Origin of the sequence: Mesorhizobium sp. M2D.F.Ca.ET.226.01.1.1, from assembly GCF_004022705.2 — a bacterium.
GTDB lineage: Bacteria > Pseudomonadota > Alphaproteobacteria > Rhizobiales > Rhizobiaceae > Mesorhizobium.
Window position 1 is genome coordinate 253,613 of the sequence record NZ_RZOY02000003.1, and the last position, 26,078, is coordinate 279,690.

Annotated in this window: 26 protein-coding genes; 23 read left to right on the forward strand and 3 right to left on the reverse strand. The window is 65.0% G+C overall.

The genetic code is table 11. The features are described from left to right. Window positions 1–2: 2 nt before the first annotated feature. The 23 genes from flgA to EN869_RS08760 all read left to right on the forward strand — a co-directional run bounded on the left by flgA (window position 3) and on the right by EN869_RS08760 (window position 22,317). Window positions 3–527, forward strand: a complete 525-nt coding sequence (gene flgA, locus EN869_RS08650) for a flagellar basal body P-ring formation chaperone FlgA (RefSeq protein WP_127225759.1) — start codon at window positions 3–5, stop codon at window positions 525–527. A gap of 149 nt (window positions 528–676) precedes the next feature. Beyond that, entirely contained in the window at window positions 677–1,765 is a 1,089-nt protein-coding gene (locus EN869_RS08655; protein WP_245489414.1) for a flagellar basal body P-ring protein FlgI, read from the forward strand. 50 nt (window positions 1,766–1,815) lie between these two features. Continuing rightward, window positions 1,816–2,382, forward strand: a complete 567-nt coding sequence (locus EN869_RS08660) for a MotE family protein (protein WP_245489415.1) — start codon at window positions 1,816–1,818, stop codon at window positions 2,380–2,382. Continuing rightward, window positions 2,379–3,077 (forward strand): flagellar basal body L-ring protein FlgH, encoded by a 699-nt coding sequence (flgH, locus tag EN869_RS08665; protein WP_127225756.1) that lies wholly within the window; start codon window positions 2,379–2,381, stop codon window positions 3,075–3,077. Before EN869_RS08660 ends, flgH begins: the two co-directional genes overlap by 4 nt. A gap of 18 nt (window positions 3,078–3,095) precedes the next feature. After that, window positions 3,096–3,590 (forward strand): flagellar basal body-associated FliL family protein, encoded by a 495-nt coding sequence (locus EN869_RS08670; RefSeq protein WP_127225755.1) that lies wholly within the window; start codon window positions 3,096–3,098, stop codon window positions 3,588–3,590. Further along, complete coding sequence (fliP, locus tag EN869_RS08675; protein ID WP_127225754.1) at window positions 3,587–4,318, forward strand: flagellar type III secretion system pore protein FliP; 732 nt, start codon at window positions 3,587–3,589, stop codon at window positions 4,316–4,318. Before EN869_RS08670 ends, fliP begins: the two co-directional genes overlap by 4 nt. Window positions 4,319–4,537: 219 nt before the next feature. Next, a complete protein-coding gene (locus EN869_RS08680) occupies window positions 4,538–5,533 on the forward strand; it encodes a flagellin (RefSeq protein ID WP_127225753.1) in 996 nt (331 codons plus the stop codon). A gap of 259 nt (window positions 5,534–5,792) precedes the next feature. Next, the gene (locus EN869_RS08685; protein ID WP_127225752.1) at window positions 5,793–6,863 is read left to right on the forward strand and encodes a flagellin; all 1,071 of its coding nucleotides are present in this window, start codon (window positions 5,793–5,795) and stop codon (window positions 6,861–6,863) included. 174 nt (window positions 6,864–7,037) lie between these two features. After that, complete coding sequence (fliF, locus tag EN869_RS08690) at window positions 7,038–8,696, forward strand: flagellar basal-body MS-ring/collar protein FliF (protein WP_127225751.1); 1,659 nt, start codon at window positions 7,038–7,040, stop codon at window positions 8,694–8,696. Between the two features lie 3 nt (window positions 8,697–8,699). After that, window positions 8,700–9,323 carry a hypothetical protein gene (locus EN869_RS08695; RefSeq protein ID WP_127225750.1) on the forward strand — a complete coding sequence of 208 codons (624 nt, stop codon included), beginning with the start codon at window positions 8,700–8,702 and terminating at the stop codon, window positions 9,321–9,323. After that, window positions 9,320–10,741 (forward strand): MotB family protein, encoded by a 1,422-nt coding sequence (locus EN869_RS08700; RefSeq protein WP_127225749.1) that lies wholly within the window; start codon window positions 9,320–9,322, stop codon window positions 10,739–10,741. Before EN869_RS08695 ends, EN869_RS08700 begins: the two co-directional genes overlap by 4 nt. Further along, entirely contained in the window at window positions 10,738–12,171 is a 1,434-nt protein-coding gene (locus EN869_RS08705) for a chemotaxis protein MotC (protein ID WP_127225748.1), read from the forward strand. The genes EN869_RS08700 and EN869_RS08705 overlap by 4 nt, the downstream gene beginning before the upstream one ends. Continuing rightward, window positions 12,168–13,529, forward strand: coding sequence for a flagellar hook-length control protein FliK (locus EN869_RS08710; protein WP_127225747.1), 1,362 nt, complete (start codon window positions 12,168–12,170; stop codon window positions 13,527–13,529). The genes EN869_RS08705 and EN869_RS08710 overlap by 4 nt, the downstream gene beginning before the upstream one ends. Continuing rightward, window positions 13,459–14,049, forward strand: coding sequence for a lytic transglycosylase domain-containing protein (locus EN869_RS08715; protein ID WP_245489394.1), 591 nt, complete (start codon window positions 13,459–13,461; stop codon window positions 14,047–14,049). The genes EN869_RS08710 and EN869_RS08715 overlap by 71 nt, the downstream gene beginning before the upstream one ends. Before the next feature lie 220 nt (window positions 14,050–14,269). Next, complete coding sequence (locus tag EN869_RS08720; protein ID WP_127225746.1) at window positions 14,270–14,938, forward strand: response regulator transcription factor; 669 nt, start codon at window positions 14,270–14,272, stop codon at window positions 14,936–14,938. A gap of 211 nt (window positions 14,939–15,149) precedes the next feature. Then, window positions 15,150–16,406, forward strand: a complete 1,257-nt coding sequence (locus EN869_RS08725) for a flagellar hook protein FlgE (protein ID WP_127225745.1) — start codon at window positions 15,150–15,152, stop codon at window positions 16,404–16,406. A 29-nt stretch (window positions 16,407–16,435) separates the two neighbouring features. Continuing rightward, window positions 16,436–17,887: a flagellar hook-associated protein FlgK gene (flgK, locus tag EN869_RS08730; protein ID WP_127225744.1), complete on the forward strand. Its 1,452-nt coding sequence runs from the start codon at window positions 16,436–16,438 to the stop codon at window positions 17,885–17,887. Between the two features lie 3 nt (window positions 17,888–17,890). Continuing rightward, window positions 17,891–18,940, forward strand: coding sequence for a flagellar hook-associated family protein (locus EN869_RS08735; protein WP_127225743.1), 1,050 nt, complete (start codon window positions 17,891–17,893; stop codon window positions 18,938–18,940). Window positions 18,941–18,971: 31 nt separating this feature from the next. Next, window positions 18,972–19,319, forward strand: coding sequence for a flagellar biosynthesis regulator FlaF (gene flaF, locus EN869_RS08740; RefSeq protein ID WP_127225742.1), 348 nt, complete (start codon window positions 18,972–18,974; stop codon window positions 19,317–19,319). Continuing rightward, a complete protein-coding gene (gene flbT, locus EN869_RS08745; RefSeq protein ID WP_127225741.1) occupies window positions 19,316–19,753 on the forward strand; it encodes a flagellar biosynthesis repressor FlbT in 438 nt (145 codons plus the stop codon). The genes flaF and flbT overlap by 4 nt, the downstream gene beginning before the upstream one ends. A 1-nt stretch (window position 19,754) precedes the next feature. Next, complete coding sequence (gene flgD / locus EN869_RS08750) at window positions 19,755–20,162, forward strand: flagellar hook assembly protein FlgD (protein ID WP_127225740.1); 408 nt, start codon at window positions 19,755–19,757, stop codon at window positions 20,160–20,162. Between the two features lie 17 nt (window positions 20,163–20,179). Then, the gene (fliQ, locus tag EN869_RS08755) at window positions 20,180–20,446 is read left to right on the forward strand and encodes a flagellar biosynthesis protein FliQ (protein ID WP_127225739.1); all 267 of its coding nucleotides are present in this window, start codon (window positions 20,180–20,182) and stop codon (window positions 20,444–20,446) included. A gap of 227 nt (window positions 20,447–20,673) precedes the next feature. After that, the gene (locus EN869_RS08760) at window positions 20,674–22,317 is read left to right on the forward strand and encodes an MFS transporter (RefSeq protein ID WP_127225738.1); all 1,644 of its coding nucleotides are present in this window, start codon (window positions 20,674–20,676) and stop codon (window positions 22,315–22,317) included. Window positions 22,318–22,329: 12 nt separating this feature from the next. Here the strand turns inward: EN869_RS08760 and EN869_RS08765 are convergent, their stop codons facing one another. From EN869_RS08765 to EN869_RS08775, 3 genes are all read right to left on the reverse strand, one after another. Further along, the gene (locus EN869_RS08765; protein WP_127225737.1) at window positions 22,330–23,715 is read right to left on the reverse strand and encodes an FAD-binding oxidoreductase; all 1,386 of its coding nucleotides are present in this window, start codon (window positions 23,713–23,715) and stop codon (window positions 22,330–22,332) included. A 50-nt stretch (window positions 23,716–23,765) separates the two neighbouring features. Then, on the reverse strand, window positions 23,766–25,547 hold the full coding sequence (locus EN869_RS08770; protein WP_127225736.1) for a chloride channel protein: 1,782 nt from the start codon (window positions 25,545–25,547) through the stop codon (window positions 23,766–23,768). Between the two features lie 137 nt (window positions 25,548–25,684). Continuing rightward, window positions 25,685–25,984, reverse strand: a complete 300-nt coding sequence (locus tag EN869_RS08775) for a putative quinol monooxygenase (RefSeq protein WP_127225735.1) — start codon at window positions 25,982–25,984, stop codon at window positions 25,685–25,687. Window positions 25,985–26,078 lie beyond the last annotated feature (94 nt).

The following is a 26,078-nucleotide window of genomic DNA, read 5'->3' on the forward strand; positions in this document are numbered from 1 at the left end:
GGATGATGGCCGAGCCGATCTCCTCCGCACTGCGTCGCGCCGCGCTGGCCACCCTTCTGGTGGCCGCAGGCATGCCGGCTTTCGCGCAGGAAACGACCGGACAGTCGGCAAACCAGATCGCCGCCAGCCAGGCTGTCGGCGAGGCCGTGCTGATCCCCAACCGGGTCATCTATCCCGGCGAGACAATCGAGCCCGCCTCGCTCAAGCAGGTGACGCTCATCCCCGGCAAGCACAAGCCGGACGGCATGGCGACGCGCGCCGAGGAGCTTCAGGGCAAGGTTGCCAAACGCACGCTCCTGCCTGGCCGCTACATCCCGGTCGCCGCCATCCGCGACGCCTGGCTGGTCGAACAGGGCGCTTCCGTGCAGGTCTATTTCACCGCCGGCGCGCTGACCATTTCGGCGGCCGGCGTCACGCTGGAGCCGGGGGCTGCCGGCGACCAGATCAAGATCCGCAACGTCGACAGCGGCAAGATCATCTCCGGCACGGTGATGGCCGACGGCACCATCAAGGTCGGCGCTTCGTGATGCGCGCCTTTGCCTTCCTGCTGAGCACCGCCATCTGCCTTCAGCCGGCATTGGCGGACGGCCTGACGCCCAAGGCCAAGCGCGATCTGGCGCAGCAAAATGGCGGCGTCTACGACGATCCCGAATACGATCCCGCCACCACCCAGCGCATGTTCCGGGTCTCGACCGGGCCAAGCACGCTGCCGCCCGGACAGGTCGCCGCGCGCATCAAGGACATCGCCCAGCTGCAGAGCGCGCGCGACAACCAGCTCGTCGGCTACGGCCTGGTCATCGGCCTTGCCGGCACCGGCGACAGCCTGCGCAACTCGCCCTTCACCGAACAGTCGATCCGCGCCATGCTGGAGAACCTCGGCATCGCCACCGAAGGCGGCAGCGCGCGCGCCAAGAACGTGGCGGCCGTTATCGTCACCGCCAATATGCCGCCCTTCGTCCAGTCGGGCAGCCGCATCGACATCGACGTCTCCTCGATGGGCGACGCCACCTCGCTTGCCGGCGGCATGCTGGTGATGACGCCGCTGAAGGCAGCCGACGGCGAGATCTACGCGGTGGGCCAGGGTTCGGTGATCGTCGGCGGCTTCACCGCCAAGGGTCAGGCCGAGGAACTCACGCAGGGTGTGCCGACCGCGGGCCGCGTGCCGAACGGCGCCATCGTCGAGCGCGCGGTGCCGGCCGAGTTCGACGACCAGGGCGTATTGACGCTGCAATTGCGCAACCCCGATTTCTCGACCGCCATCCGCATCGCCGACGCCATCAACGACTACACATCGCAGCGTTTCGGCATGCGGGTCGCCGCCGAGCGCGAAGCCCGCACAGTGCAGATCAGGCGGCCGAAGAATGTCTCGGCCGCGCGCTTCTATGCCGAGATCGAAAATCTGGTCGTCGAGTCGGACGCCCCTGCCCGCGTCGTCATCGACGAACGCACCGGAACCATCGTGATCGGCAACAATGTCAGGATCTCGCGCGTGGCGATCAGCCACGGCACGCTCACCGTACGCATCACCGAAGCGCCGAAAGTGGTCCAGCCCGAGCCCTTCTCCAGGGGCCGAACCGCGATCGAGCCGTTCACCGCCATTGAAGCGAGCCGGCCCGAAGCGCGCGTTGCCGTGCTCGACGGTCCCGATCTCGAAACGCTTGTGTCCGGCCTTAATCGGCTCGGCGTGAAGCCCGACGGCATCATCGCCATCCTGCAAGGCATCAAATCGGCCGGCGCCCTGCAGGCCGACCTGGTTCTCCAATAGGCACGCCGATGATCGAGCCCCTCTCCTCGAAGACACACCGCCCCCTCACGATGATCGCCGCCGTGGCGGTGGCCACGCTTCTTGGCAGCGCTTCCGTCGGCGCGGAGGAAGTCCGGCAGGTGCTGCCCGGCGGACAGGCGCCGGTCCAGGCGGCCGAGGTCACGCGCGAGGGGGAACCGGCCGCGCCGGCCGCGCTCGCAGCCGGCGGGAAAACCCCTGACGAAAGCGAGGTCCAGCGCTTCTGCTCCAACATCGCCGACGCCGCGCGCGACCGCCGTTACGCCCTTCAGGCCGCGGAATTGAAGCAGCTGCAGGCCGGCATCGACCAGCGCATGAAAGCGCTGGAGGCAAAAAAGGCCGAATATGAAGAGTGGCTGAAGCGCCGCGAAGTATTCCTGGCACGCGCCGAGGACGGCGTCGTCAAGATCTATGCCGGCATGAAGCCGGACGCCGCCGCCGAAAGGCTGGCGATGGTCAATGCCGAGCTCGCGGCGGCCATCCTGATGAAGCTCGATTCGCGCAAGGCCGGCGTCATCTTGAACGAAATGGACCAGAAGGCGGCGGCGACGCTCACCGGCATCATGGCCAGCGCGGCGCGAAGGGTTGATCCGTCATGAAGTTGAAGTTCTTTGTCCTCGTCGCGGTTGTGGGGATATCCGGCTGCGGCACCAATTTCAAGGAGATCGGCCGGGAGCCTGCTATGTCACCCGTCGGTTCGGGTATCGGTGCCTCCGGTCCTTACAGCTATCCCGAGCCGCCGGCGTCGCGGCCGAGGAAATTCTCGCTGTGGGACGATCGCCAGAGCCGGCTCTTCACCGATCCGCGCGCGCTGCGCGCCGGTGACATCCTGACCGTGAACATCAAGCTGAACGACAGGGCCAATTTCAAGAACCAGAACGACCGCAGCCGCACCGCCGCGCGCAAGCTCGGCTATGACGTCACGCTCGGATGGGACGGCAAGAGCACCAGCGGCAAGGGCGACGCCGGCCTGAGTTCCAGCACCGAAACCAACGCCGACGGCGAGATCAAGCGTTCGGAAGACATCGAGCTCAACGTCGCCGCCGTCGTCACCGAGGTGCTGCCCAACGGCAATCTGCTGATCAGGGGCTCGCAGGAGGTCCGCGTCAACTACGAGCTTCGGGTCCTTACCATCGCCGGCATGGTGCGTCCGTCCGACATCGGCGCGGAAAACACCATTCCCTACGAGCGCATCGCCGAGGCGCGCATCTCTTATGGCGGTCGCGGCCGCGTGAGCGAGGTCCAGCAGCCGGCCTATGGCCAGCAGGTGCTCGACCAGGTTCTTCCTTTCTAGGGCCGGGAGAACGCCGTCATGGCCAATGTCGAGCAGGTCCAGCCCAAGAAGGGACCTTCCCTGGTGATCCAGCTCGCCATGCTTCTGGTCATGACGGGCGCGGCCATCGGCATGGGTTGGGTCTCCGGCGGCTATCTCAAGCAGGGCGAAACGCCGGCACCGGTGCCCGCGGCGCCGGCAAACGCCGGCGCGGCGGAGAAGCCTGGCGAGGCCGGCAAGCCGGCCGCCGGGCCGACGCTGGTGCAACTGGCGCCGATCACCACCAATCTCGCCTCGCCGTCCGACGTCTGGATCCGACTGGAGACATCGGTGCTTTACGATGCCCCGCAGCCGCCGGAAGTGACCGAGCAGATCCACCAGGATCTGCTCGCGTTCGTGCGCACGATCAAGCTGCATCAGATCGAAGGCGCCAGCGGCTACCAGCATCTCAAGGCCGATCTCGATGAGCGTGCGGCGTTGCGCAGCGGCGGCCATGTCAAACAGGTTCTCGTCAGGACGATGCTGCTCGAATGAGAAAGTTCCTCATAGCCACGGCGCTGATCGTCGTGACCACTTCCGTCGCCGCGGCTCAGCAGCTCGATCTCGGCGGCATCGGCAAGGCCGACGGCACGACCGTCGGCTATCTGATCCAGATGTTCGGCCTGCTCACCGTGCTTTCGGTGGCGCCGGGCCTACTCATCATGGTGACGAGCTTCACCCGCTTCGTCATCGCCTTCTCGATCCTGCGCGCCGGTATCGGCCTGCAGTCGACGCCGGCAAACCTGATCCTGATCTCGCTGTCGCTCTTCATGACCTTCTATGTCATGGCGCCGACCTTCGACCAGGCCTGGAACACCGGCGTGAAGCCGTTGATGGACAACAAGATCACCCAGGCCGAGGCGTTCGAGAAGATTTCCGGTCCGTTCCGCGACTTCATGCTGCACAATGTGCGCGACAAGGATTTCGACCTCTTCGCCGACCTCGCCCGCGAGCGCGGCCAGACCGTGTCGCGCGAGAGCGTCGACCTGCGCATCCTGGTGCCGGCCTTCATGATCTCGGAAATCCGGCGCGGCTTCGAGATCGGCTTCCTCATCGTCCTGCCGTTCCTCGTCATCGACCTCATCGTCGCCACCGTCACCATGGCGATGGGCATGATGATGCTGCCGCCGACGGTGGTATCGCTGCCGTTCAAGATCCTGTTTTTCGTGCTGATCGACGGCTGGAACCTGCTGGTCGGCAGCCTGGTGCGGTCCTTTACTTGACCTAACGTCAGAGGCGTTGATCAAACGGCCGATCGCACAGATCTCCGCAATATATTTTCGATTAACCCTCCGACTTAGGTCTTTGGTAGGGACTTGCCCGCATATTCCTCGCAGATGGCGGGTGATCGGGTTCCACAGATCATTGGCATGATGCCGCACCGTCATACCGGACATGCCGGTATGTCAAAAAAATCCGTGTAAAAATAGGGTACGAGTACCATGGCCAGTATCATGACCAACGCCTCGGCGTTGACCGCTCTGCAAAGCTTGAACGCCACCCAGAAAGCCCTTGACACCACCCAGTCCCGCATCTCGACGGGCTACCGCGTGTCGCAGGCTTCCGACAACGCCGCTTACTGGTCGATCGCCACCACGATGCGTTCCGACAACCAGGCCATGTCCACCGTTTCGGACGCGCTCGGCCTCGGCGCCTCGAAGGTCGACACCGCCTATACCGGCATGGACAGCGCGATCAAGACCATCAACCAGATCCAGCAGAAGCTGACCGCGTCCTACGGCCAGACCGATGCTTCGAAGGAAAAGACCCAGGTCGAAATCAAGGCTCTTCAGGACCAGCTGAAGGCCTATGCCGATGGCGCCACCTTCTCCGGCACCAACATGCTGTCGGTCAACAGCGGCGCCACCGCCACGGCTGCGGCCGACGTCAAGATCGTTTCGGCCTTCAACCGCGACGCCACCGGTTCGGTTTCCATCTCGACGATCGACGTCAAGGTGGACAGCATCAAGCTGTATGAGGCTGGCACCGCGGCGGGCGTGTCGAAGGGTATCCTCGACGCCGACCGCGTCGGTGCGACCGGCGCCGTCACCGCTACGGCGCAAAACCCGACCTTGGGTGCGGCAGCGGCGGCGGGCGACACCTATTCGGTCGCCACCCTGAAGATCTTCTCCGGCACCACCGCGGCCAGCGATACCCAGATTGCGGACATGATGAAGGTCGTCGACGCCGCGCTGAAGGACATGACGACCGCCGCGACCAAGCTCGGCGCCGCCAAGAGCTCGATCGACCTGCAGAAGACCTTCACCTCGAGCCTGATGGACTCCATCGACCGCGGCGTCGGCCAGCTCGTCGATGCCGACATGAACAAGGAATCTACCCGCCTCCAGGCCCTGCAGGTGCAGCAGCAGCTCGGCGTCCAGGCGCTGTCGATCGCCAACGGCGCGTCGCAGTCGATCCTGTCGCTCTTCCGCGGCTGATCGCTCTATACTGACCACGCCAAAGCATCGGGCCGCGCCAAAAGCGCGGCCCGATTTGCGTTTGCTCAAGGCTCGCGCAACCCTCGCTTCTTAACTTCTCAAAAGTCTACTTTTAACAGGCCATTAACCATATCGGGCTAGGTATGGTTAACCAATCACTTAGGTTGTCGAATCGGCCCGACCGGCACGATCGCGATCGATGGGCAGGCGCTGAACCCGGCCTGCGTGGCATGCCGGCTTTTGAGAAGGAGCGAGTTTCTTGGCGAGCATCATGACGAACGCTGCGGCGTTGACTGCACTTCAAAGTCTCAACGCCACCAACAAATCGCTCGAGCAGACGCAGGCCCGAATCTCGACCGGCTACCGGGTCTCCGAAGCCTCCGACAACGCCGCCTATTGGTCGATCGCCACCACGATGCGCTCCGACAACTCGGCGCTGTCGACGGTTCAGGACGCGCTCGGCCTCGGCGCCTCAAAGGTCGACACCGCCTATACCGGCATGAACAACGTCCTCTCGACCATCGGCCAGATCAAGACCAAGCTTTTGTCCGCTGTCGGCCAGTCGGGGGCCAACAAGGCAAAGACGCAGACCGAAATCACCTCACTGCAGGCGCAGATGAAATCCTTCGCCGACGCCGCCACCTTCTCCGGTTCGAATTATCTTTCGGTCACGTCCACGCAAGTCGCTGTCGCCAATGACGGCGTTCAGCCGAACGCCAAGATCGTCTCCTCGTTCAACCGTTCTTCGTCCGGCGCCATCTCGCTCGGCACCATCGACATCGACGTCGAAAGCACCAAGCTGTTCGATTCCGGCCTCGCCACCGCCGTCAAGAACCAGGGCATTCTCGACCGTCAGACCTCGGTATATTCCACCGCCGCGGACCAGTCGGCATATGACACGGCCTACGCGGCCGCGATCGCTGGCGGCGCCACCGACATCGCCGCCAACACCGCCGGCCAGGCGGCCGTGTCGGGCACGCCGGTCAAGATCGACAACGTCTCCGCCTTCAATCTCGACATCACGGCGGCGGGCGTGACCGACGACATCATCACGCAGATGGTGACCAAGATCGACAACGTCATGAGTCAGCTTACCGACGCCGCCACCGTGCTCGGCGCCGCCAAGAGTTCGATCGACCTGCAGAAGACCTTCACCCAGAGCCTGATGGACTCCATCGACCGCGGCGTCGGCCAACTCGTCGACGCCGACATGAACAAGGAATCGACCCGCCTGCAGGCGCTCCAAGTACAGCAGCAGCTCGGGATCCAGTCGCTGTCGATCGCCAACAGCTCATCGCAGTCGATCCTGCAGCTGTTCAAGAACGGCTAAGCCGCAAGATTATTCCCATCAGCGAAGGCCGCGCCTTAAAGCGCGGCCTTTTTCGTTGCTCGGGAAGACGCCGGATCGACGCTTCGCTCGCTCTTCAGCGGCAAGCCTATCATCCTCGCACAAGCTTCGCGGTCTAGTCTTCCGGCCGACAGTCGTGCTGGGAGCCGTTGAATCGTGCCGGAACAGATCCAGAGCATCATCGCGAATTTCAAAAGCTTCGGCGTGAGGCGTCTGGCGCTCATGGGCGGCATCACGGCCCTGGTCATGGCCGTCATCGGCATCGCCTCCGTCTATCTCAACCGACCGGCCTATGAGACGCTCTATGTCGGGCTCGAGCGCTCCGACGTGAATCAGATCGGCCTGGTGCTGGCCGATGCCGGCATCGGCTTCGATGTCGGCTCCGATGGCACCTCGGTGCTGGTGCCGGCCGGCACCACCGCGCAGGCGCGCATGCTGCTTGCCGAGAAGGGCCTGCCGACTAGCGCCAACGCCGGCTACGAGCTGTTCGACAATGTCGGCTCGCTGGGCCTGACCTCCTTCATGCAGCAGATCACCCGCGTGCGCGCTCTGGAAGGCGAGATCGCGCGCACCATCCAGTCGATTTCCGGCGTCAAGGCGGCGCGCGTTCACATCGTCATGTCCGAGCGCGCCAATTTCCGCCGCGACGAACAGGAGCCTTCCGCCTCGGTGGTCATCCGCTATGCCGGAAACGATGCCGAGAAGAGCGCCATGTCGATCCGCCACCTGGTCGCCGCGGCCGTTCCCGGCCTCTCCGCCGACAAGGTCACCGTGCTCGATTCCAACGGCAACCTCCTGGCCGCCGGCGACGACCCGTCCAACACGAGCGCGGCGCGCACGCTGGGCGTCGAGCAGACGGTCGAGGCGCAGATCGGCGACAACATCCGCCGGGCGTTGACCCCTTATCTCGGTCCCGACAATTTCCGCGCCAGCGTCAAGGCCGACGTCAACACGGACAGCCGCCAGACCGAGGAAACGATCTTCGATCCGAACTCGCGCGTCGAGCGTTCGGTGCAGTCGGTCAAGACCAATGAGGCCAGCAACCAGAAGCAGGCCTCGACCCCGACTAGCGTCGAGCAGAACCTGCCCGAGACGCAGACCACCAGCACCGAGGGACCGCAATCCTCCTCGCAGAACGATCGCAAGGAAGAGATCACCAACTACGAGATCAACTCCAAGAAGATCGCTACCGTCTCCAACGGCTACACGGTCAACAAGATGTCGATCGCGGTCGTCGTCAACCAGGATCGGCTGAAGACCATCCTTGGCAAGGACGCCACGCCGGACCAGATCGCCAAGCGCGTCGCCGATATCCAGAAGATGGTGGCCTCGGCGACCGGCTTCGACGACAAGCGCGGCGATATCATCGACGTGTCGGCCGTCGAGTTCATCAACGGCCTCGACGGCGAGCCGATCGATCAGCCGGGCATCCTTGCCTCGATCGGTACCTATACCGGCACGCTGATCAATGCCGGCGCCTTCATCGTTGTCGTTTTCCTGGTGGCCTTCTTCGGCCTGAAGCCGATGGCCACCGCGCTGACGGCATCGGCAAAACCCGCGGCCATTGCCGGCCCGAGCTTCGACGACGTGCAGCGCTCGCTGCCGACGCCCGATGCGCCGGTCGCCGCGATCACCGCCGAGACCCCGGCCGGTGCGCTCCCCGGCGCGCGCGCCGGCGCGACACCGCTCGACGATCTGCGCCAGAAAATCCGTCCGGCGCCCCAGGAGCGGCTTGCCCGCATGGTCGACCTCAACGAGGAGCGCACCGCGCAGATCCTGCGCAAATGGGCCGCGGCCCCGGAAGCCGTGGGTTAGGCCATGGCCTCGGCACTCTTCGATCTCCTGCCCGATTTTGGTTCGCGGACGCCGCGTCCCAACCAGGCGCCGACAGCCCGCGACGCCGAGCATATCCCGGCCGCGCCGGCGCCGCAGGCCGATATCGGCGTGCTGATTGCCGAGGCGGTGGCCGATGCGGAGGCGGCGCTCGAGGCACGCCTTGCGCTCGCCCATCAGTCGGTGCTCGACGCCGAGCGCCAGGCCAATGACGATGCTGCCAAGGCATTTCTTGAAAGCTTCGGCGGCGATCTCGGCGCGGCTGTCGCCACGAGGATCGACGCCATGGAGCGGCGCGTCGCCGAGCTTGCCGGCGCGACCGTCGCGCGCATCGTCGGCGGCCTGCTCAGCGACGACCTGCAGCAACGTTCGCTGCAGGCGCTTTCGCGCGTCATCGGCGCTGCGGTCGCCGACAGCGAGGCGGTGCGCATCGGTGTGCGGGGACCACTCTCGCTATTCGAGCCGCTGCAGGCGGCGCTCGGACCCCGCGCCGCCAATCTCGACTTCACCGAGGCGCCGGGCTTCGACCTGACCGTCACCATTGACGAAACGGTGTTCGAGACGCGTATCGCCGAGTGGTCGGCATCCTTGTCGGAAGTCCTGTCATGAGCGCCGTCGACCATGCCGAACCCCGGCACGAGATCATCATCGTCAAGCGCAATCACGACGGTCATGAGGATGGCCATCATGGCGGCGTGTGGAAGATCGCCTTCGCCGATTTCATGACCGCGATGATGTGTTTCTTCCTCGTCATGTGGCTGATCAACGCCGCCAACGAGCAGACCAAGGCAGCCGTCGCCAGCTACTTCAATCCGGTCGAGCTGATCGACCGCAATTCCAGCCGCAAGGGCCTGGAAGATCTCGGCGACGGCCCGAGCAAGGTCGGGCTGACCGCGGACAACCCGCAGCAAGGCGCGACCAAGGCAGGCGATGACGGCAAGGGCGGCGCCGGTTCCTCCGAACGCCGGCAGACCAAGCAAGGGGCGCAGGACACCCAGCTCTCGGATGAAAAGCTGTTCGCCGATCCTTACGCGGTGCTGGCCGAGATCGCCGCCGATACCGGCGTGCTGCAGAACGTCAGCGCCAAGGGCGAAGGCGGCGCCCAGACGTCCGGTCCGGCGACCGGTGCCTCAGGCGGCGAATCCTATCGCGATCCGTTCGCGCCGGATTTCTGGTCGCAGCAGGTGGCGGCGCCCGGCGCCGAGGCCACCGCCGAACGCGCCAAGATCGAGGGTGACCCGGCCAAGCCCGGCGAGAAGGTCGCAACCGTTGCGGTGCCGAAGGTGAAGGCCGTTCCGGCCGCACCCCCGCTCACGGCGGCACCACTCGAGCCGCTGGCAACCCCGGAAAAGACCGATGCGAAGGGCGGTCAGAAGGCCGCGCAGGGCGAGGCCGAGAAGCCGTCGAGTGAAGGCAACAAGACCGACAAGGCGCAGGGCGGAAAAGCCGAAGCCGACAAGCGCGAGGCCGCGGCCGGCGACGCCAAGGCCGAAGCGGCGGCGAAGGCGGAAAAGACCGAGCAGGAGCAAACCGTCGACAAGGAAAACAAGGCGCCAAGCAAAGCCGCCCTTCAGGAGGCCGCGGACATCAAGAAGGAACTCGCCAAGGCATTCCTGCCGGGCGAAAAGCTTGCCGACGGCGTCTCGGTCGAGGCCACCGACAAGGGCGTCGTCATCTCGATCACCGATCAGCTCGATTTCGGCATGTTCGAGATCGGCTCGGCCATGCCACGCCGCGAGCTGGTGCTGGCGATGGAAAAGATCGGCCACATCATCAACGAGAAGAAGGGCACGATCACCATCAGCGGGCACACCGACGCACGGCCGTTCCGCGGCGACACTTATGACAATTGGCGGCTATCCACCGCACGCGCCCATTCGGCCTATTACATGCTTGTGCGCGGCGGCGTCGACGAACGCCGCATCACCGAGGTCGCGGGCTTCGCCGACCGTCAGCCCAAGATCGCCTCCGATCCGATGGCGGCCGCGAACCGCCGCATCGAAATCCTGATGACGGCCGGCGGATGAAGGGCAGAACCGTCATCGGCGGCACTATTGCGCTGCTATTGCTTGCCGCGGGGCCGACATCGCCGGCCTTCGCGCAGGATGCGCTGCAGCCCTATCAGCTGGTGCGCTCGCTGCAGCTGATCCAGGACCGCATAGCCGGGGGCGACCATGCCGCGCTGCCGATGCAAGCAAAGCTTCTCGAAATGATCGACGCCCGCTTGCGCGATGCGAATGCCGAGGATTTCAAGGAGCCGAAGAATTTCCGCGCCTTGCTCGTCTATGGCATGAGCGGCGGCAATCCGGTGACGGTCGCGGCGGCGGCTTCCCGCGCGATCACCGATCCGCAAGGCCTCGCCATCGCCAAGGGCGTAGTCGCCTATCTCAACGGCCGGCCGGCCGAGGCGATCGAAACGCTGAAGCCGATCGATCCGATGAGCGTGCCCGCCGACATCGGCGCCTTCCTGGCGTTGGTCAAGGGCTCGCTGCTTGCAAGCGACGATCCTGTGCAGGCGCTCACCCTGCTGGATGAGGCGCGCCTGCTCAGCCCCGGCACCTTGGTCGAGGAGGCAGCGCTTCGCCGCTCCGTCGGCATCGCGGCCGCGCAAGGCGACGCCGCCCGTTTCGCGCTGGCTTCGACCCAGTATGTCGCGTCCTATCTCTATTCGCCTTACGCCAGCCAGTTCGCCGACGCCTTCGTTTCCGGCATCATGACGCTGCATATGGCGATCAGCCAGGACAAGATCGCCGACATCACATCGATGATGGATCCCGAGCGCGAAAAGGTGATCTATCTACGCATCGCGCGTCGCGCCGCGATCGACGGGATGACGGAACTCTCGGCTTTCGCCTCGGCCAAGGCGGAGCTGGGCCGCAACGGCAACGGCAACCAGAGCGACCCGCGCACCCAGCTCTATTCGAGCCTTTCCACCATGACGTCGGCCAATGTCGACGAGGTGCGGGCCAAGCTCGGCAAGATCGATCGCGCCAAGCTTTCGCAAAGCGACCGCGATCTGCTTGATGCGGCACAGGCTGTCGCCGGTGAAGTGGTGGCGCCGGTGAAAGCGACCGCCAAGGCCGAAGCCGCGGCGACAATCACCGCAAAACGTGACGACACGAAATCCCCCACCGATCCGGCTAATGCGGACTTGCCTCCGGTGGAAGGAGCGATGCCCGATCAGCCAGCGGTCGCTACCAGCGATCCGCCGCTCGCGGCGAGCGACCAGGCCAAGGACTCGCCACCCTCAGCTTCGCCGCCCCCTGCCCCGCAGCCAGCGCAAACAGCGGCTGAAACGCCGGCGCCCGCTCCTGTATCAGCTGGCGCCGTGCCGGTGGTGCAGGCATCTGCGCCGGCGGCGACGCCCGATGCGCAAGACCCTATCGATGCGGCGGTGACGAGCACGCGCCGCCAGCTAGACCAGATCGACCAGCTACTCGGAGCAGCCCCAAAATGACCAGCGTCAACCAGACCCTGCCGGGCTTTGCTTCGACCCAGTCCCAGCCCCGGCAGCACGCCGCCGGCGGCAAGGACAAGGATCAGAATTTCGGCGAGATGCTGCACCGGACGGAAAAGCCCGATCGGCCACAGGACAAGCACGCGACCATATTGCCGGACGCGCATCTGGCAAAGCGCTCAACGCCCAACAGCGGCAAGCAGGAGCCGGACCAGGATCCCCAAGGGAAAACCGGCTCGCAGAAAGCTGCGGGAAAGTCCACAAGGACCGCCGCCGCCCGGGCCGACGAGGCGAAGCCAACGACCGACAAAGATGCCGCGGCGCAAGTCAACGATTCCACACCGCTGCAGGACCGCCTGCCGTTGCAGATGGCGCTGAGCGACATGAAGCATTTCGCGCAATCGTCGGGCGCAGGCGGGAAGAGTCCTGACGGTGGAGAAGGTGCTGGCGAGCACGAAGCGCTGGAACTGCAACTGCGCATGGGCAAGCGCGCGACCGTCGGCAATTCCGTCGAGCCGCTGTCGCGGTCTGCCTGTTCGACGGCGACGGAAGAGTCCGGATCCGACTTTGGCCAGAAGCCGGTGAAGGCGGAAGCGGCCCTCGATATCACGGGCCGCCGCGATGCCAATGCGTTGCCGGTGCAAGGCGATGAGCCGCAGGCCGGCAGTTCGGTGCCGCCGCAAGGCTGGCGGCCGGCTTCCGCCTCCAAGGCCTCGCAACAGTCCCAGTCGGCCGCGCAGCAGGCTGCGACCAAGCCGTCTGCTTCCGCCGAGCGCATGGACGTCGTCAGTCAGCAGAGCTTCCCGGCTCCGGCGCAAAATCCGATCGGCCAGACGGCAACGGCGCTGGTTGAAGCGCTTGCCTCCGACAATGGCGTTCAGCAGGCCTTTGCAAGCGCCTCGGCAGGCTCCCAGACGACCAACTCTGTTGCCGTTCCGACACATGTGCTCAAGATCGAGCTCCACCCTTCGGAGCTCGGATCGGTCACCGCCAGCCTGCGGCTCTCGGGCGAGCAACTTTCGATTGAGATGAAGCCCGAGACGCACGAGGCATATCGCCGTCTCACCACCGACAGCGATGCCATCGTCAAGTCCATGCGAAGCCTCGGCTTCGATGTCGACAAGGTCACCATCCTGCAACCCTCGATAGCAGCGCATGCGGCCAGCCGCGCCGACGCAACCAGCGCAATGCCGATGTCGACGGGTCGCGATCAGCCCTCGTTCCAGCCTGGGAGCTCGGGCGGCAGCGGCGCGGGCGGCGACCGGCAACCCGGAAGGAACGACGGCAATGGCGCACAGGAATTCAGCCGCGCTGCTTCGCCTGTTCGCGAGCGCGCTGGCGACGATATGTATATCTAGTTTCGCTGCCGGCGCCGCCGACGCCGCCGCCAATCCCTGCGAGCCGGAGATCCTGCGCGCCGCCGATCGCTACGGCGTGCCGGCGGGCATCCTCTACGCGGTCGGCCTGACCGAGACCGGAAAGAAGGGCAGCCTTCAGCCTAACGCCATGAATATAGAAGGAAAAGCCATCTTTCCACGCAGCCGCGGCGAAGCGCTCGCCACGTTCGAGAACGCGCGACGCGAGGGCAAGACATTGATCGACCTCGGCTGCATGCAGATCAACCACCACTATCACGGTGATCATTTCCGCAGCGTCGACGACATGCTCGACCCGCACCAGAATGTCGACTACGCCGCGCGCTTCCTGGCCAGCCTGCACGCCCGGCATATGACCTGGTCGATGGCTGTCGCCCGCTACCATGCCGGCCCGGACAACGACCCGGCGCAGAAGGTCTATGTCTGCCGCGTCATCGCCAACATGGTCGCCACCGGCTTCGGCAAATGGACGCCGAATGCCAGCGCCTTCTGCAATCAGTAGTTGCTTATCCTCGGCGCCGATCGGCCTTCGTCAGCCTATGCGCCGGCGCCAATATTCGTCCGCCAAGAGTGGGGGCAAATACACCTGCACAACCGCTTTTATTACGGCTCCCAAAAAAACTCCCAAGAAAATAGCTACAAGAAATGATGGTTTTCCAGGATACGCCGGGCCGGGTACCCCTTTCCGCACGGGCCAGATGAGCTGATTCGGGGGCGGATCGATGATCGTAATCGTTGATGAGCGAGAGCTCGTAACAGAGGGCTACTCTTCACTTTTCGATCGCGAGGGCGTGGCCACGGCCGGCTTTGCGCCGGGTGAATTCGACGAGTGGGTGAGTTCCGCCGCCGACACCGATCTCAGATCCGTCAGAGCCTTTCTCATCGGCGACTGCCGTGATGGCGCGATATCGCCGCGCCAGATCCGCGACCGCACTGGCGCGCCGGTGATCGCGCTCAGCGAACACCATTCGCTCGAACATACGCTGCGGCTGTTCGAAAGCGGTGTCGATGACGTCGTGCGCAAGCCTGTCCATATCCGCGAGATCCTCGCCCGTATCACTGCCATCCGCCGACGCGGCTCCGAAGAGGCCGCCTACACCGAAGTCGGCTCGATGCGTATCTTCATGGACGGCCGCGATCCAGAGATCGACGGCGAGCCGCTGCCGCTGCCGCGGCGCGAGCGGCGCATCCTGGAATACCTGGCCAGCAACCGCGGCCGGCGCGTGACCAAGACGCAGGTCTTCAACGCCATCTACGGCATCTTCGACGAGGAGGTCGAAGAGAACGTGGTGGAGAGCCACATCTCGAAGCTGCGCAAGAAGCTGCGCGAGAAACTCGGCCGCGATCCGATCGATTCCAAACGGTTTCTCGGCTACAGGCTGGTGTTTTGATGGCCGCCCTAGAGCATGATCCCGAAAAGGTCCGCGAAAGCAAAAAGCGGGAACCGTTTTTCGGACAAAGATCATGCTCCAACAAAGAGTTTGGGCGTGATGGCGATTCAACGAAACGCCATCACGCCCAAGGCTCGTCCCGCGCCAGCCTCGCGCAAGACACGAGGCATAGTTTCATGGCCTCCTACCCAGGCACTGCGGAGATCCATCGATGAGCCTCTACGGAATGATGCGGACCGGCGTTTCCGGTATGAACGCGCAGGCCAACCGCTTGTCCACGGTGGCCGACAATATCGCCAACTCCGACACCACCGGCTACAAGCGCTCCTCGGCCGAGTTCTCGTCGCTGATCATGCCCGGCACCGGAGGCGCCTACAATTCCGGCGGCGTGACGACGACGATCCGCTCCGCCGTCAGCACGCAGGGCGTCATGACCTACACCACCTCGGTGTCCGACCTCGCCGTCAACGGCGACGGCTTCTTCGTCGTGCAGGATGCCGGCGGCACGCCCTACCTCACCCGCGCCGGTTCCTTCGTTCCGGACGCGCAAGGCCGGCTGGTCAATGCCGCGGGCTACCAGCTGATGGCATACGACTACGCCAACGGCGATCCGGCCGCGACCGCCAACGGCTTCGAGGGCCTGGTGCCGGTGCAGATCTCCGACCAGGCAATGACGGCGACGCCGAGCACGGATGGCACCTTCAGCGGTAACCTGCCGGCCGGCGCCACTCCGGTCGCGGCCGGCAGCCTGCCCTCCACCAACAGCGCTTCGGCGCAGTACACGTCGAAAACCTCGCTGGTCGCCTACGACAATCTCGGCAATAAGAAACTGCTCGACGTCTACTTCACCAACACCGGCGCGGGCACTTGGGAGGTCGCGGTCTTCGACCAGTCGAAGGCGACGCCGGGCACCTCCTTCCCCTATACTGGCGGCGCGCTGGGTACGGCCAACCTCACCTTCGACACCACCACCGGCAAGCTCACCGGCGCGACCACGGGCGTTTCCTTCACCGTTCCGGGAGGCCAGACCCTCAACCTCGATCTGTCCAAGCTGACCCAGCTCGGCACCGGCTTTACCGTCGCCGACGCCAAGGTCAACGGCAACGCGCCGAGCTCCATCCAGAAGGTCCAGATCGGCCAGGACGGCGTCATCTACGCGCAGTTCGCCGACGGCTCGACCAAGGCGCTCTATAAGATCCCGCTCGCCGACGTTCAGAGCCCCGACAACCTCACCGCCATGCCCGGCAACATCTATGTGGAGAGCACCGATTCCGGCGCGGTCCATATCGGCTTCGCCAATGAGGGCAAGCTCGGCTCCATCGTCTCCGGAGCGCTTGAAAATTCCAACGTCGATATCGCCGAGGAACTGACCAACATGATTGCGGCGCAGCGCAGCTACACCGCCAATTCCAAGGTCTTCCAGACCGGCTCGGACCTGATGGACGTCCTCGTCAACCTGAAGAGATAACCGACGGGCGCCGCCCGTGAAAGATCTGCATGTCGCTTTCCTCCGCACTAAGCATTGCCCAGTCGGCGCTTCTGGCCACGTCCAAGCAAACCAGCGTCGTATCGCGCAATGTGGCCGATGCGTCGAACCCCGACTATACCCGCCGCATCGCCGTGGTAACCAGCACGGCGCCCGGCGCCAGAATGGTGGAGATCCAGCGCACCGCGAATGAGCTACTGTTCCGCCAGAACCTTTCGGCTCTGTCGACGTCGAGCGGCCAAAGCACGCTTTATGACGGCATGGATCAGCTCGATCTCTCGGTCAACGGGGTCGACAACGCGTCGTCTCCCTCGACGGCCATCGCCAATTTGCAGAAGGCCCTGCAGCTCTACGCCACCACACCGTCGAACCAGAACCTCGGCACCAGTGTCGTCGACGCCGCCAAGCAGGTGGTGAATTCGCTGAACAGCGGCACCAAGGCGATCCAGGATTTCCGCACTCAGGCGGACAGCCAGATCGCCACTGCCGTCGACGACCTCAACTCGTTGCTCAGCCAGTTCCAGGACGCCAACAAGGCCGTCATCTCGGGCACCCGTTCCGGCACCGACGTGTCCGATGCGCTCGACCAGCGCGACGCGCTTTTGAAGAAGATTTCGGAATATGTCCCGATCTCGACCTTCACGCGCGGCGACAACGACATGGTCATCACCACCAAGGACGGCACGACGCTGTTCGAGACCGTGCCGCGTTCGGTGACCTTCACGCCTTCGTCCGGCTATTCGGCCGGCACGCCCGGCAACACGATCTACATCGACAACGTGCCGGTTTCGGCGGGCACCACCGACAACACCACCGCCGATGGCAAGCTGGCGGGCCTGTTGAAGCTGCGCGACGGCGTCGCCTCGACCATGCAGAGCCAGCTCGACGAAATCGCGCGCGGCCTTGTCACGGCATTTGCCGAGACCGCGCCGTCGCAGCCCAATGCGACCGGCCTGTTCACGTGGTCCGGTGCGCCGGCAATTCCGGCCGCCGGCACCCTGGTCAACGGCCTCGCCGGCTCGATCAGCATCAACGCCGCCTTCGATCCGAGCGCCGGCGGCAATCCCGCGCTGTTGCGCGACGGCGGCGCCAATGGCGCGGCCTATGTCGTCAACACCGGCGGCGCATCCTATGCGGACCTTTTGATCAGCTACGGCAACAAGCTTGATCAGCCGATGGCCTTCGACAGCTCAGCCGGCATCACCGTCAGCTCCGGCGTCTCCGACTACGCGGCCAATGCCAACGGCTGGTTCGAAGGCGTACGCCAGCAGGCCTCGACCAATGCCGACAACAAGCAGGCGCTGGCGGCACGCACCGCCGAGGCGCTGTCGAACGACACCGGCGTCAATGTCGATCAGGAGATGTCCCTGCTCCTCGACCTCGAGCACACCTATCAGGCATCGGCGCATATGATGAAGACGGTCGGCGACATGCTGGACTCCCTGTTGGCCGCGGTGGGATAATTCATGAGAGCGACCGGCGTTTCCTCAGCTGCCATTTCCAACGCGCTGCGTTATCAGCAGGCGAAGATGCAGGCCGATCTCGTCAAGGCGACGAAGGAGTCACAGACCGGCACAGTCGCCGATGTCGGCCTGGCGCTTGGCAGCCGCACGACCCAGGCAGTCACCTTCCAGCGCGATCTCGACCGGCTGAACGGCATTGTCGATTCCAACGCGCTCGTCACCGCGCGCCTGAAATCGACCCAGGATTCGCTCGGCCAGATCGCCAACACCGCGCAGAGCTTCCTGTCCGCGCTGACCAGCGGCGTGTCGGGCGACTCCTCGACCAGCATCCTGCAAACCGCCGGCGCCTCGGCGCTGCAGCAGATGACCGGCATCCTCAACACCAGCGTCAACGGCGAATATCTGTTTGCCGGCACCAACACAGACGTCAAGCCGATCGACGATTTCAATGCTGCCGGCTCGCCGGCCAAGGCTGCGTTCGATGCCGCCTTTACCAGCTATTTCGGCTTTTCCCAGACGGCCCCGGCGGCAGCCAACATCACCGCCGCGCAGATGGACAATTTCATCACCACGCAGGTCGAGCCGCAATTCCTGGGCTCCGGCTGGCAGGCCAACTGGTCGAGCGCCACCGACGAGCAGATCACCAGCCGCATTTCGCTCAACGAAACCACCCAGACCTCGGTCAGCGCCAACGAGGTGGGCATCCGCAAGCTCGCCATGGCGGCCGCCATGGTCAGCAGCCTGATGACCGGCAGCATCAGCGAGGCCGCGCAGAACGCGGTCGTCAGCCGCGCGCAGGCGCTGGTCGGCGAAGCCATAGGCGGCATTACCCAGGCACGGGCGGAAACGGGTATCGCGGAGCAGCGCGTGTCCGATGCCAGCGACCGCATGAAGACCCAGGTCGACCTCTTCGAGAAGCATATCGTCGATCTCGAAGGCGTCGATCCCGCGGAAGCAGCGACCCGCGTCGCCGACCTGACGCAGCATATCGAGACGTCCTTTGCCTTGACTGCGCGTCTACAGCAGCTCAGCCTGCTGAACTATCTGACCTGAACTCTCACACCGGAACGCCAGAGCGCCGACGATGTATCAATTCTCCTACGCAGACATCCAGACCGACTCCGTCGCCGACGCCAAGGACCGGGAGCGGCAGCTGCTGACCCGCTCGATCGACATGCTGGCGGCGGCGGCCGCGGTCGGCACCGACTCGATGGAGGCGGTCGAGGCGCTGCACTTCACCAACCGCATCTGGACCACATTCGTCGAGGATCTCGGCTCCAGCGACAACGCGCTCCCCAGGGAGCTGCGCGCCAACCTGATCTCCATCGGCCTGTGGCTGTTGCGCGAGACCGAAGACATCCGCCAGGGCCGCACCAACAATTTCGAAGGATTGATCGAGGTTTCCCAGATCATCCGAGACGGCATCCAATGACCAACACGTTGAAAATCTCGCTGAAGCCCAACGAGAAGATCTACATCAACGGCGCCGTCATCCGCGTCGACCGAAAGGTCACCATCGAGCTGATGAACGACGTGCAGTTCCTGCTCGAAAGCCATGTCCTCCAGGCCGACCAGGCCTCGACGCCGCTCAGGCAGCTTTATTTCATCGTCCAGATCATGCTGATCAATCCGTTGGGCGCCGCGGAAGCGCGCGACATGTTCCGCCGCTCGCTGCCGATGCTGATCGCAAGCTTCGACAACCAGGACATCTGCAAGGGCCTGAAGCAGATCGACCGCATGGTCGGCGAGGACGAGATCTACGAGGCGCTGAAGGCGATCCGCGCGCTCTATCCGCTCGAACGCAAGGCACTCGAGGGCGGTGACGAGATTCCTGAAGCACCGCGCGCATTGGCTGTAGGAGAATAAGATGCCCGTCGACATGACGACAACGATACCGGTTGGCGCCAACCAGGCCAGCCAGCAGACCTCGAAGACGGCGGTGGATTACCAGTCGTTCCTGAAGCTCTTGATCGCCGAGATGAAAAACCAGGATCCGACGAAGCCGATGGATTCGACGCAGTATGTCGCGCAGCTCGCCACCTTCTCCCAGGTCGAGCAGTCGGTGCAGACCAACACCAAGCTCGATCAGATCATGCAGTCCTCGGCATTGTCGCAGGCCGACGCGCTGATCGGCCGCTCGATAACCTCGGCCGACGGCAAGACCACCGGCACGGTGGCTTCGGTGACGCTCTCCAGCAACGGGTTGATCGCCGTGCTGCAGGACGGCACCAAGGTCCCGGTCGGCGCAGGCGTCTCGATCAAGCCGGCCGCCTAGCCGCACAGGGACAGTCCATGAACGAGGCCGACGCCCTCGATATCGTCCAGTACGCGGTGTGGACGGTTCTCACCGCTTCAGCTCCCGTGGTGCTTGTGGCGATGGTGGTCGGTATCGGCATCGCGCTCATCCAGGCGCTGACCCAGATCCAGGAAATCACGCTGACCTTCGTGCCGAAGATCGTCGCCATCTTGCTTGTGGTGGCGCTGACCGGCCCGTTCATCGGCAGCCAGATCTCGGCCTTCACCAACGTCATCTTCGAACGCATCGAACACGGTTTCTGACGCCTGATCACCATGCGCTCGGGCTTCGCGGGAGCAGCGAGACGACAGGCCCGGCCGAGGTCGAAGGCACGCAACAGCGAAAAGTTGGTCCAGACCGGCTAGATGCTTGGTTTAAAGCTTCGCCGACGCATTTTCGCCTTTGCCGTCCTGTTGTTGGGTCGCACTCTTTGGCGAGTCGCCGGCCGTTCCAGGCGCGGCGCGCATATACGGCGGACGAAGGCGCAACCATGATCGACGACGAGCCGGAAAGCGAACGCGTCTCCGCGCTGGCGCCGTTCCGGCACGGCATCTTCCGCGCCGTCTGGGCGGCCAGCCTGGTGTCGAATTTCGGCGGCCTGATCCAGGGCGTCGGCGCCGCCTGGATGATGACCACCATCGCCACCTCGTCCTATCAGGTGGCGCTGGTCCAGGCCTCGACCACCTTGCCGATCATGCTGTTCGCGCTCGTTGCCGGCGCCATCGCCGACAGCTTCAACCGCCGCAAGGTGATGCTGGTGGCGCAGACCTTCATGCTGGTCGTCTCGGCGCTGCTGACCTTGTTCACCTGGCTCGGCTGGATGACGCCGTGGACACTGCTTGCCTTCACCTTCTTGATCGACAGCGGCACGGCGCTGAACAGCCCGTCATGGCAGGCCTCGGTCGGCGACATGGTGCCGCGCGCCAAGGTGCCTGCGGCGGTCGCGCTCAACTCGCTGGGCTTCAACATCACCCGCAGCGTCGGCCCGGCGATCGGCGGCATCATCGTCGCCGTCGCGGGTGCTGCCGCTGCCTTCGCCGCCAACGCCATCAGTTATATCGGCCTGATCGTCGTCTTGTTCCGGTGGAGGCCGACCCTGCCCGAGCAGACCCTGCCGCGCGAGTCGCTGGGCGCGGCGATGGGGGCCGGCCTGCGCTATGTCGCCATGTCGCCCAACATCGCGAAAGTGCTGGTGCGAGGCTCGGCCTTCGGCTTCAGCGCCGGCGCGGTGCTGGCGCTGCTGCCGCTGGTGGCGCGCGACGTCGTCAAGGGCGACGCGCTGACCTATGGCATCATGCTCGGCGCCTTCGGCATCGGCGCGGTCGGCGGCGCGCTGATCAGCGTCAGGCTGCGGCAGCTGCTATCCAGCGAGGTGATGGTGCGCATGGCCTTTGCCGGCTTCGCGCTCTGCGCCTTCAACGCCGCCGTCAGCCACAATGCCTGGCAGACATCGGCGGGCTTGCTCATCGGCGGCGCCTGCTGGGTGATCGCGCTGTCGCATTTCAACGTCACGGTGCAGATGTCGACGCCGCGCTGGGTGGTCGGCCGCGTGCTGTCGATCTACCAGACGGCGACCTTCGGCGGCATCGCGCTGGGCAGCTGGATCTGGGGCGTCGTCGCCGATGCCCACGGCGCCGAGATTGCGCTGATCGCGGCGGCGATCACCATGCTTGCCGGCGCGGCGATCGGCTTTGTCCTGCCATTGCCGAAGCAGACGGTGCTCAACCTCGATCCGCTGAACCGCTTCAAAGAACCGATGCTTTCGCTCGACCTCAAGCCGCGCAGTGGCCCGATCGCCATCATGATCGAGTACATCATCCGCGAGCAGGACGTGCCGGAGTTCCTGGCGACCATGGCCGAGCGCGGCCGCATCCGCCGCCGTGACGGCGCGCGCAACTGGACGCTCGCGCGCGATCTCGAAAATCCCGACATCTGGATCGAGCACTACCACACGCCGACCTGGGTCGAGTATATCCGCCACAACCGGCGCGCCACCCATGCCGACGCCGTGGTCGGCGAGCGTATCCGCGCGCTGCACAGCGGCGAGAACCCGCCGCGCGTGCGCCGCATGATCGAGCGTCCGACCACCGCGGGCACGACGCTTGTCTCGCCGAAAGGCCCGATCGATCACTGATCTTCTGGCCGATCAGTGGCCCGTGATGCTGTCGGCCAGGGCGGCAAGCTTCGAGGTGTGCGCGAGTCCCGCGGCCTCGCGGTTGTCGGCAATGCGGTAGAGCTGGTACATCGAATGGACGCCCAGCCAGCGGAACGGCTCCGGCTCCCACGGCCGCACCTTGCGATTGACCCAGGGCAGCCGCGTCAGTTCGGTATCCTGGCCGAGCACGAGATCGGTCAGCGTGCGCCCCGACAGGTTGGAGCTCGACACGCCGAGCCCGACATAGCCGCCGGCCCAACCGATGCGCGTCGCGGGATCGAGGCCGACGGTCGTGCACCAGTCGCGCGGCACGCCGAGCACGCCGCACCAGGCATGATCGATGCGGCACCCGGTCGTCTGCGGCAAAAGCGTGGTCAGGATCGTGTGCAGCTGGTCGATCGTCGCCTGCTGTGTCTGCCCGTTGATGTCGGTGCACGAGCCATAGCGATAAGGCACGCCGCGCCCGCCCATGGTGATGCGACCCTCGCGGGTGCGCTGGGCATAGCAATAGGCATGCGCGGCATTGCCGAGCAGCTCATGCCCTTCCCAGCCAATCTTGCGCCAAAGCTCTTTCGGCAGCGGTTCGGTGACGATCTGCGCACTGTTGAGCGCTAGCCAGGTGCGCTCCTCTCCGGGAATGCCGGCGGTGAATCCTTCCGTCGCGCGGATGATGGTTTCGGCACGCACCGTGCCGCGATCCGTGGTGACGACGCCCTTGGCAATCGCAGTCACCGTCGTCTTCTCGTAGATCGAAACACCGAGACGGTCGACCGCCGCAGCCAGCCCCTGCACCAGCTTGGCCGGCTGCACACGCGCCTGGCCGTGGATGACGAAGCCGCCCAGGACATCCTTGACGTTGATACGGGCTCGTGTCGCTGCCCGGTCGAGCAGCTCGATGCGGTCGGGGTCGGCATCCCAGGAGCGGATCGTCTCGCATTCCTCGCGCACGCGTTCCAGCTGCGCCGGATTGGTGGCGACCGTCAGATTGTCGACGCGGCGGATGTCGGCATCGATGCCTTCTTGCGTCGCCACCCGGATCACCTCGTCGACGCAGCCGGCCATTGCCTTCTGCATGGCGGTGACGCCTTGGCGCGTCGAATTCTTCAGATATTTCTCGCGCGACCAGCCGAACCCGCCCGACAGCCAGCCGCCATTGCGCCCCGAGGCGCCGAAGCCGGCGAACTCGCGTTCGATGAGCACGATGCGCAGCGAGGGCTTGGCCTTCTTCAGGTAATAGGCGGTCCACAGTCCGGTATAGCCGGCGCCGACGATCGCGACATCCGCCTCGATGTCGCCGGGCAAGGGCGGGCGCGGCGCGGGCATTGCGCCCAGATCCGCATACCAGAACGAGATATCGCCGTTGCGCTTGACTTGCATGGGATGGCTTCCGGGAGTGATCGTCTTATTGGCCGGGCTGTCGATCGGGGTCAACCTTCGCCCGAGAGGTCGCGCCGCGCCTTGTCGAGCTCTTCCGCGTAGCGGCGCATCAGATGACTTTCGGTAAGCAGGCCGAGAACGATGCGCTCATCAAAGTCCTCGACCACGGCCAGTTCTTCGGCCCCGGTGCGCTGGAACGTCTCTGCGGCGGTCTGGACGTTCATCGAGGGCACCAGCACCGCGTCCTTGAACCGGGCGAGCACGCTGACCGGCGTGGTGCCCTCGGAAAGATCGCTGTGCAGTTCCGGCACCAGCAGCATGCCGACATATTGGTCGGCCTGCTCGACGGCGATAACACGCTGCGCCGAGCCGAGCGGGATCTCCTTGCGAAATTCGGCGAGCGTGGTCGAGGCGGGAATGGTGCGGACGTCCTTGCGCATCATCGAGCCGACGGTGAGGCTGCGCATCCAGCCGACGTCATGGGCGCTGCGGATCGTCTCGCCGCGCAGGTGGAAGCGCCAGGTCGAGAAGGAGTAGCCGAAGGTCTCGCGCACCAGGATCGCCGACATGATCGAAGCCGCCAGCACCACGCCGGTCAGCGTCAGGTCGTGGGTGGATTCCAGCGCCAGGAACGTCATGGTCAGTGGACCGCCGACGACGCCGACGGCAAGCGAGGTCATGCCGACGACGGCGGCGACCGCCGGATCGATGCCGGCCGAGGGCGCGGTGATAGCCATGACGCCGGCAAAGACCTTCCCGAGCAATGCGCCCAGGAACAGCGAGGCGAAAAACAGGCCGCCGCGGAAGCCGGAACCGAGCGAGATGGCGGAAGCCGCCAGCTTCATCACGAAGACGCTCGCCACCACCGGAAGTGCGTAATTCATGGCGAACTCGCGATGAAGCGCGCCGTGGCCGCTGGAAAGCACCTGCGGCGTGACCAGCCCGAGCAGGCCGACGAAGATGCCGCCGATGAAGGGCCTGACCGAGGCGTCGATCGACAGCCGCACGAAAAGCCGCTCGACAATGCTCACCAGATGCATGATCGCGATCGAGGCTGCCCCGCCAAGCAGCCCCAGCAGCAGGAACGGTACATATTCGCTGGCCGTCAGATTCGGCAGACCTGAGAGCTCCAGCGGAAACGGCACGCCGCCGAACACTTCCGCCGTCAGCGAGGCTGAGATCGCCGCCGCCATCACCGGCGCCACATTGGCGACGGAGTAGATGCCGATGATCAGCTCGAACCCGTAGAAGGCGCCGGTCAGCGGCGCGTCGAAGGCGGCCGCGATGGCGCCGGCCGCGCCGCAGCCGACCAGGATGCGGACGTCGTTGCGGCGCAGCCGGAAGGCACGCGCAAGTCGGGAAGCGATGCCGGAACCGATCTGCGTATAGCCGGCTTCCAAGCCGACCGAGGCGCCGAAACCGCTGGAAATCATCGTCTGCGCCACGATGATGAAAGTGTCGGTGAGCGACATGCGCCCGCCATAGAGCGCGTTGGCTTCGATCGGGTCGACCGGAGTGCGGAATTTGAATCGTCTGAGCCAGATCACAGAAAGGCCGATCAGAAGACCGCCGATGGCCGGGAACATCGCCTGCACCGGATCGGCGAGCGAGAACATCGCCGAAAGCCGGCCGCCCGGCTGCACGTCGAACAGCAGATAGTGCATGCCTTGCACCAGCGCACTCATGCCGGTGACCAGCGCGCCCGCGATGACGCCGACCATGCCGGCCATCAGCACGATCACAATACCGCGCGCCTCCAGCAGGGGGATCGAGCTGATCAGCACCGCGCGAAGCCGGCGGGCATAGACCTTTGGGTCGTTTCTGGCAGGCAACGGAGCGGCTCGCCGGTATGCGAAAGATAGGAACTGCCGTGCCTGATACGCGCGGCGGCTTTGCGTGGCAATCGCAATGCCGACCGCATGTGGCGCCATTTTGTCGGTGCGCGAAATAGTCTGCGTGCCTCGGACGATCAAGTCGGCACGCCGCCGTCCGTCTCGTATAGCGTGAGCCTGCGCTCGCCGATGCCGAGTTCCGCCCAGCTCGCGCGCCATTGCGCAATATGCGCGGACTTGAAATGCGCCTCGAGTGCGGCGCGGTCGCTCCAGGCCTCCGAAACATGGATGAGCCCGGCATCCAGCACATCCTGCGCGTAGGAATAGTGAAGGCAGCCGGGCTCGGCGCGGCTGGCCAGAATCATTCGCTGCATCGCCGGCTTTGCCTGCTCAAGCCTGTGGGGTGGCAGCCGGACCGTGCCGATGATCAGCAGCATGCGATTTCCTTCCGTTCGACGGGTCGAGGCGGCGTAGCCGCTCTCCCACCTTCGCGCAAGCTTGGCGGGTTACGGTCAAGGGCCTGCCCTGTGC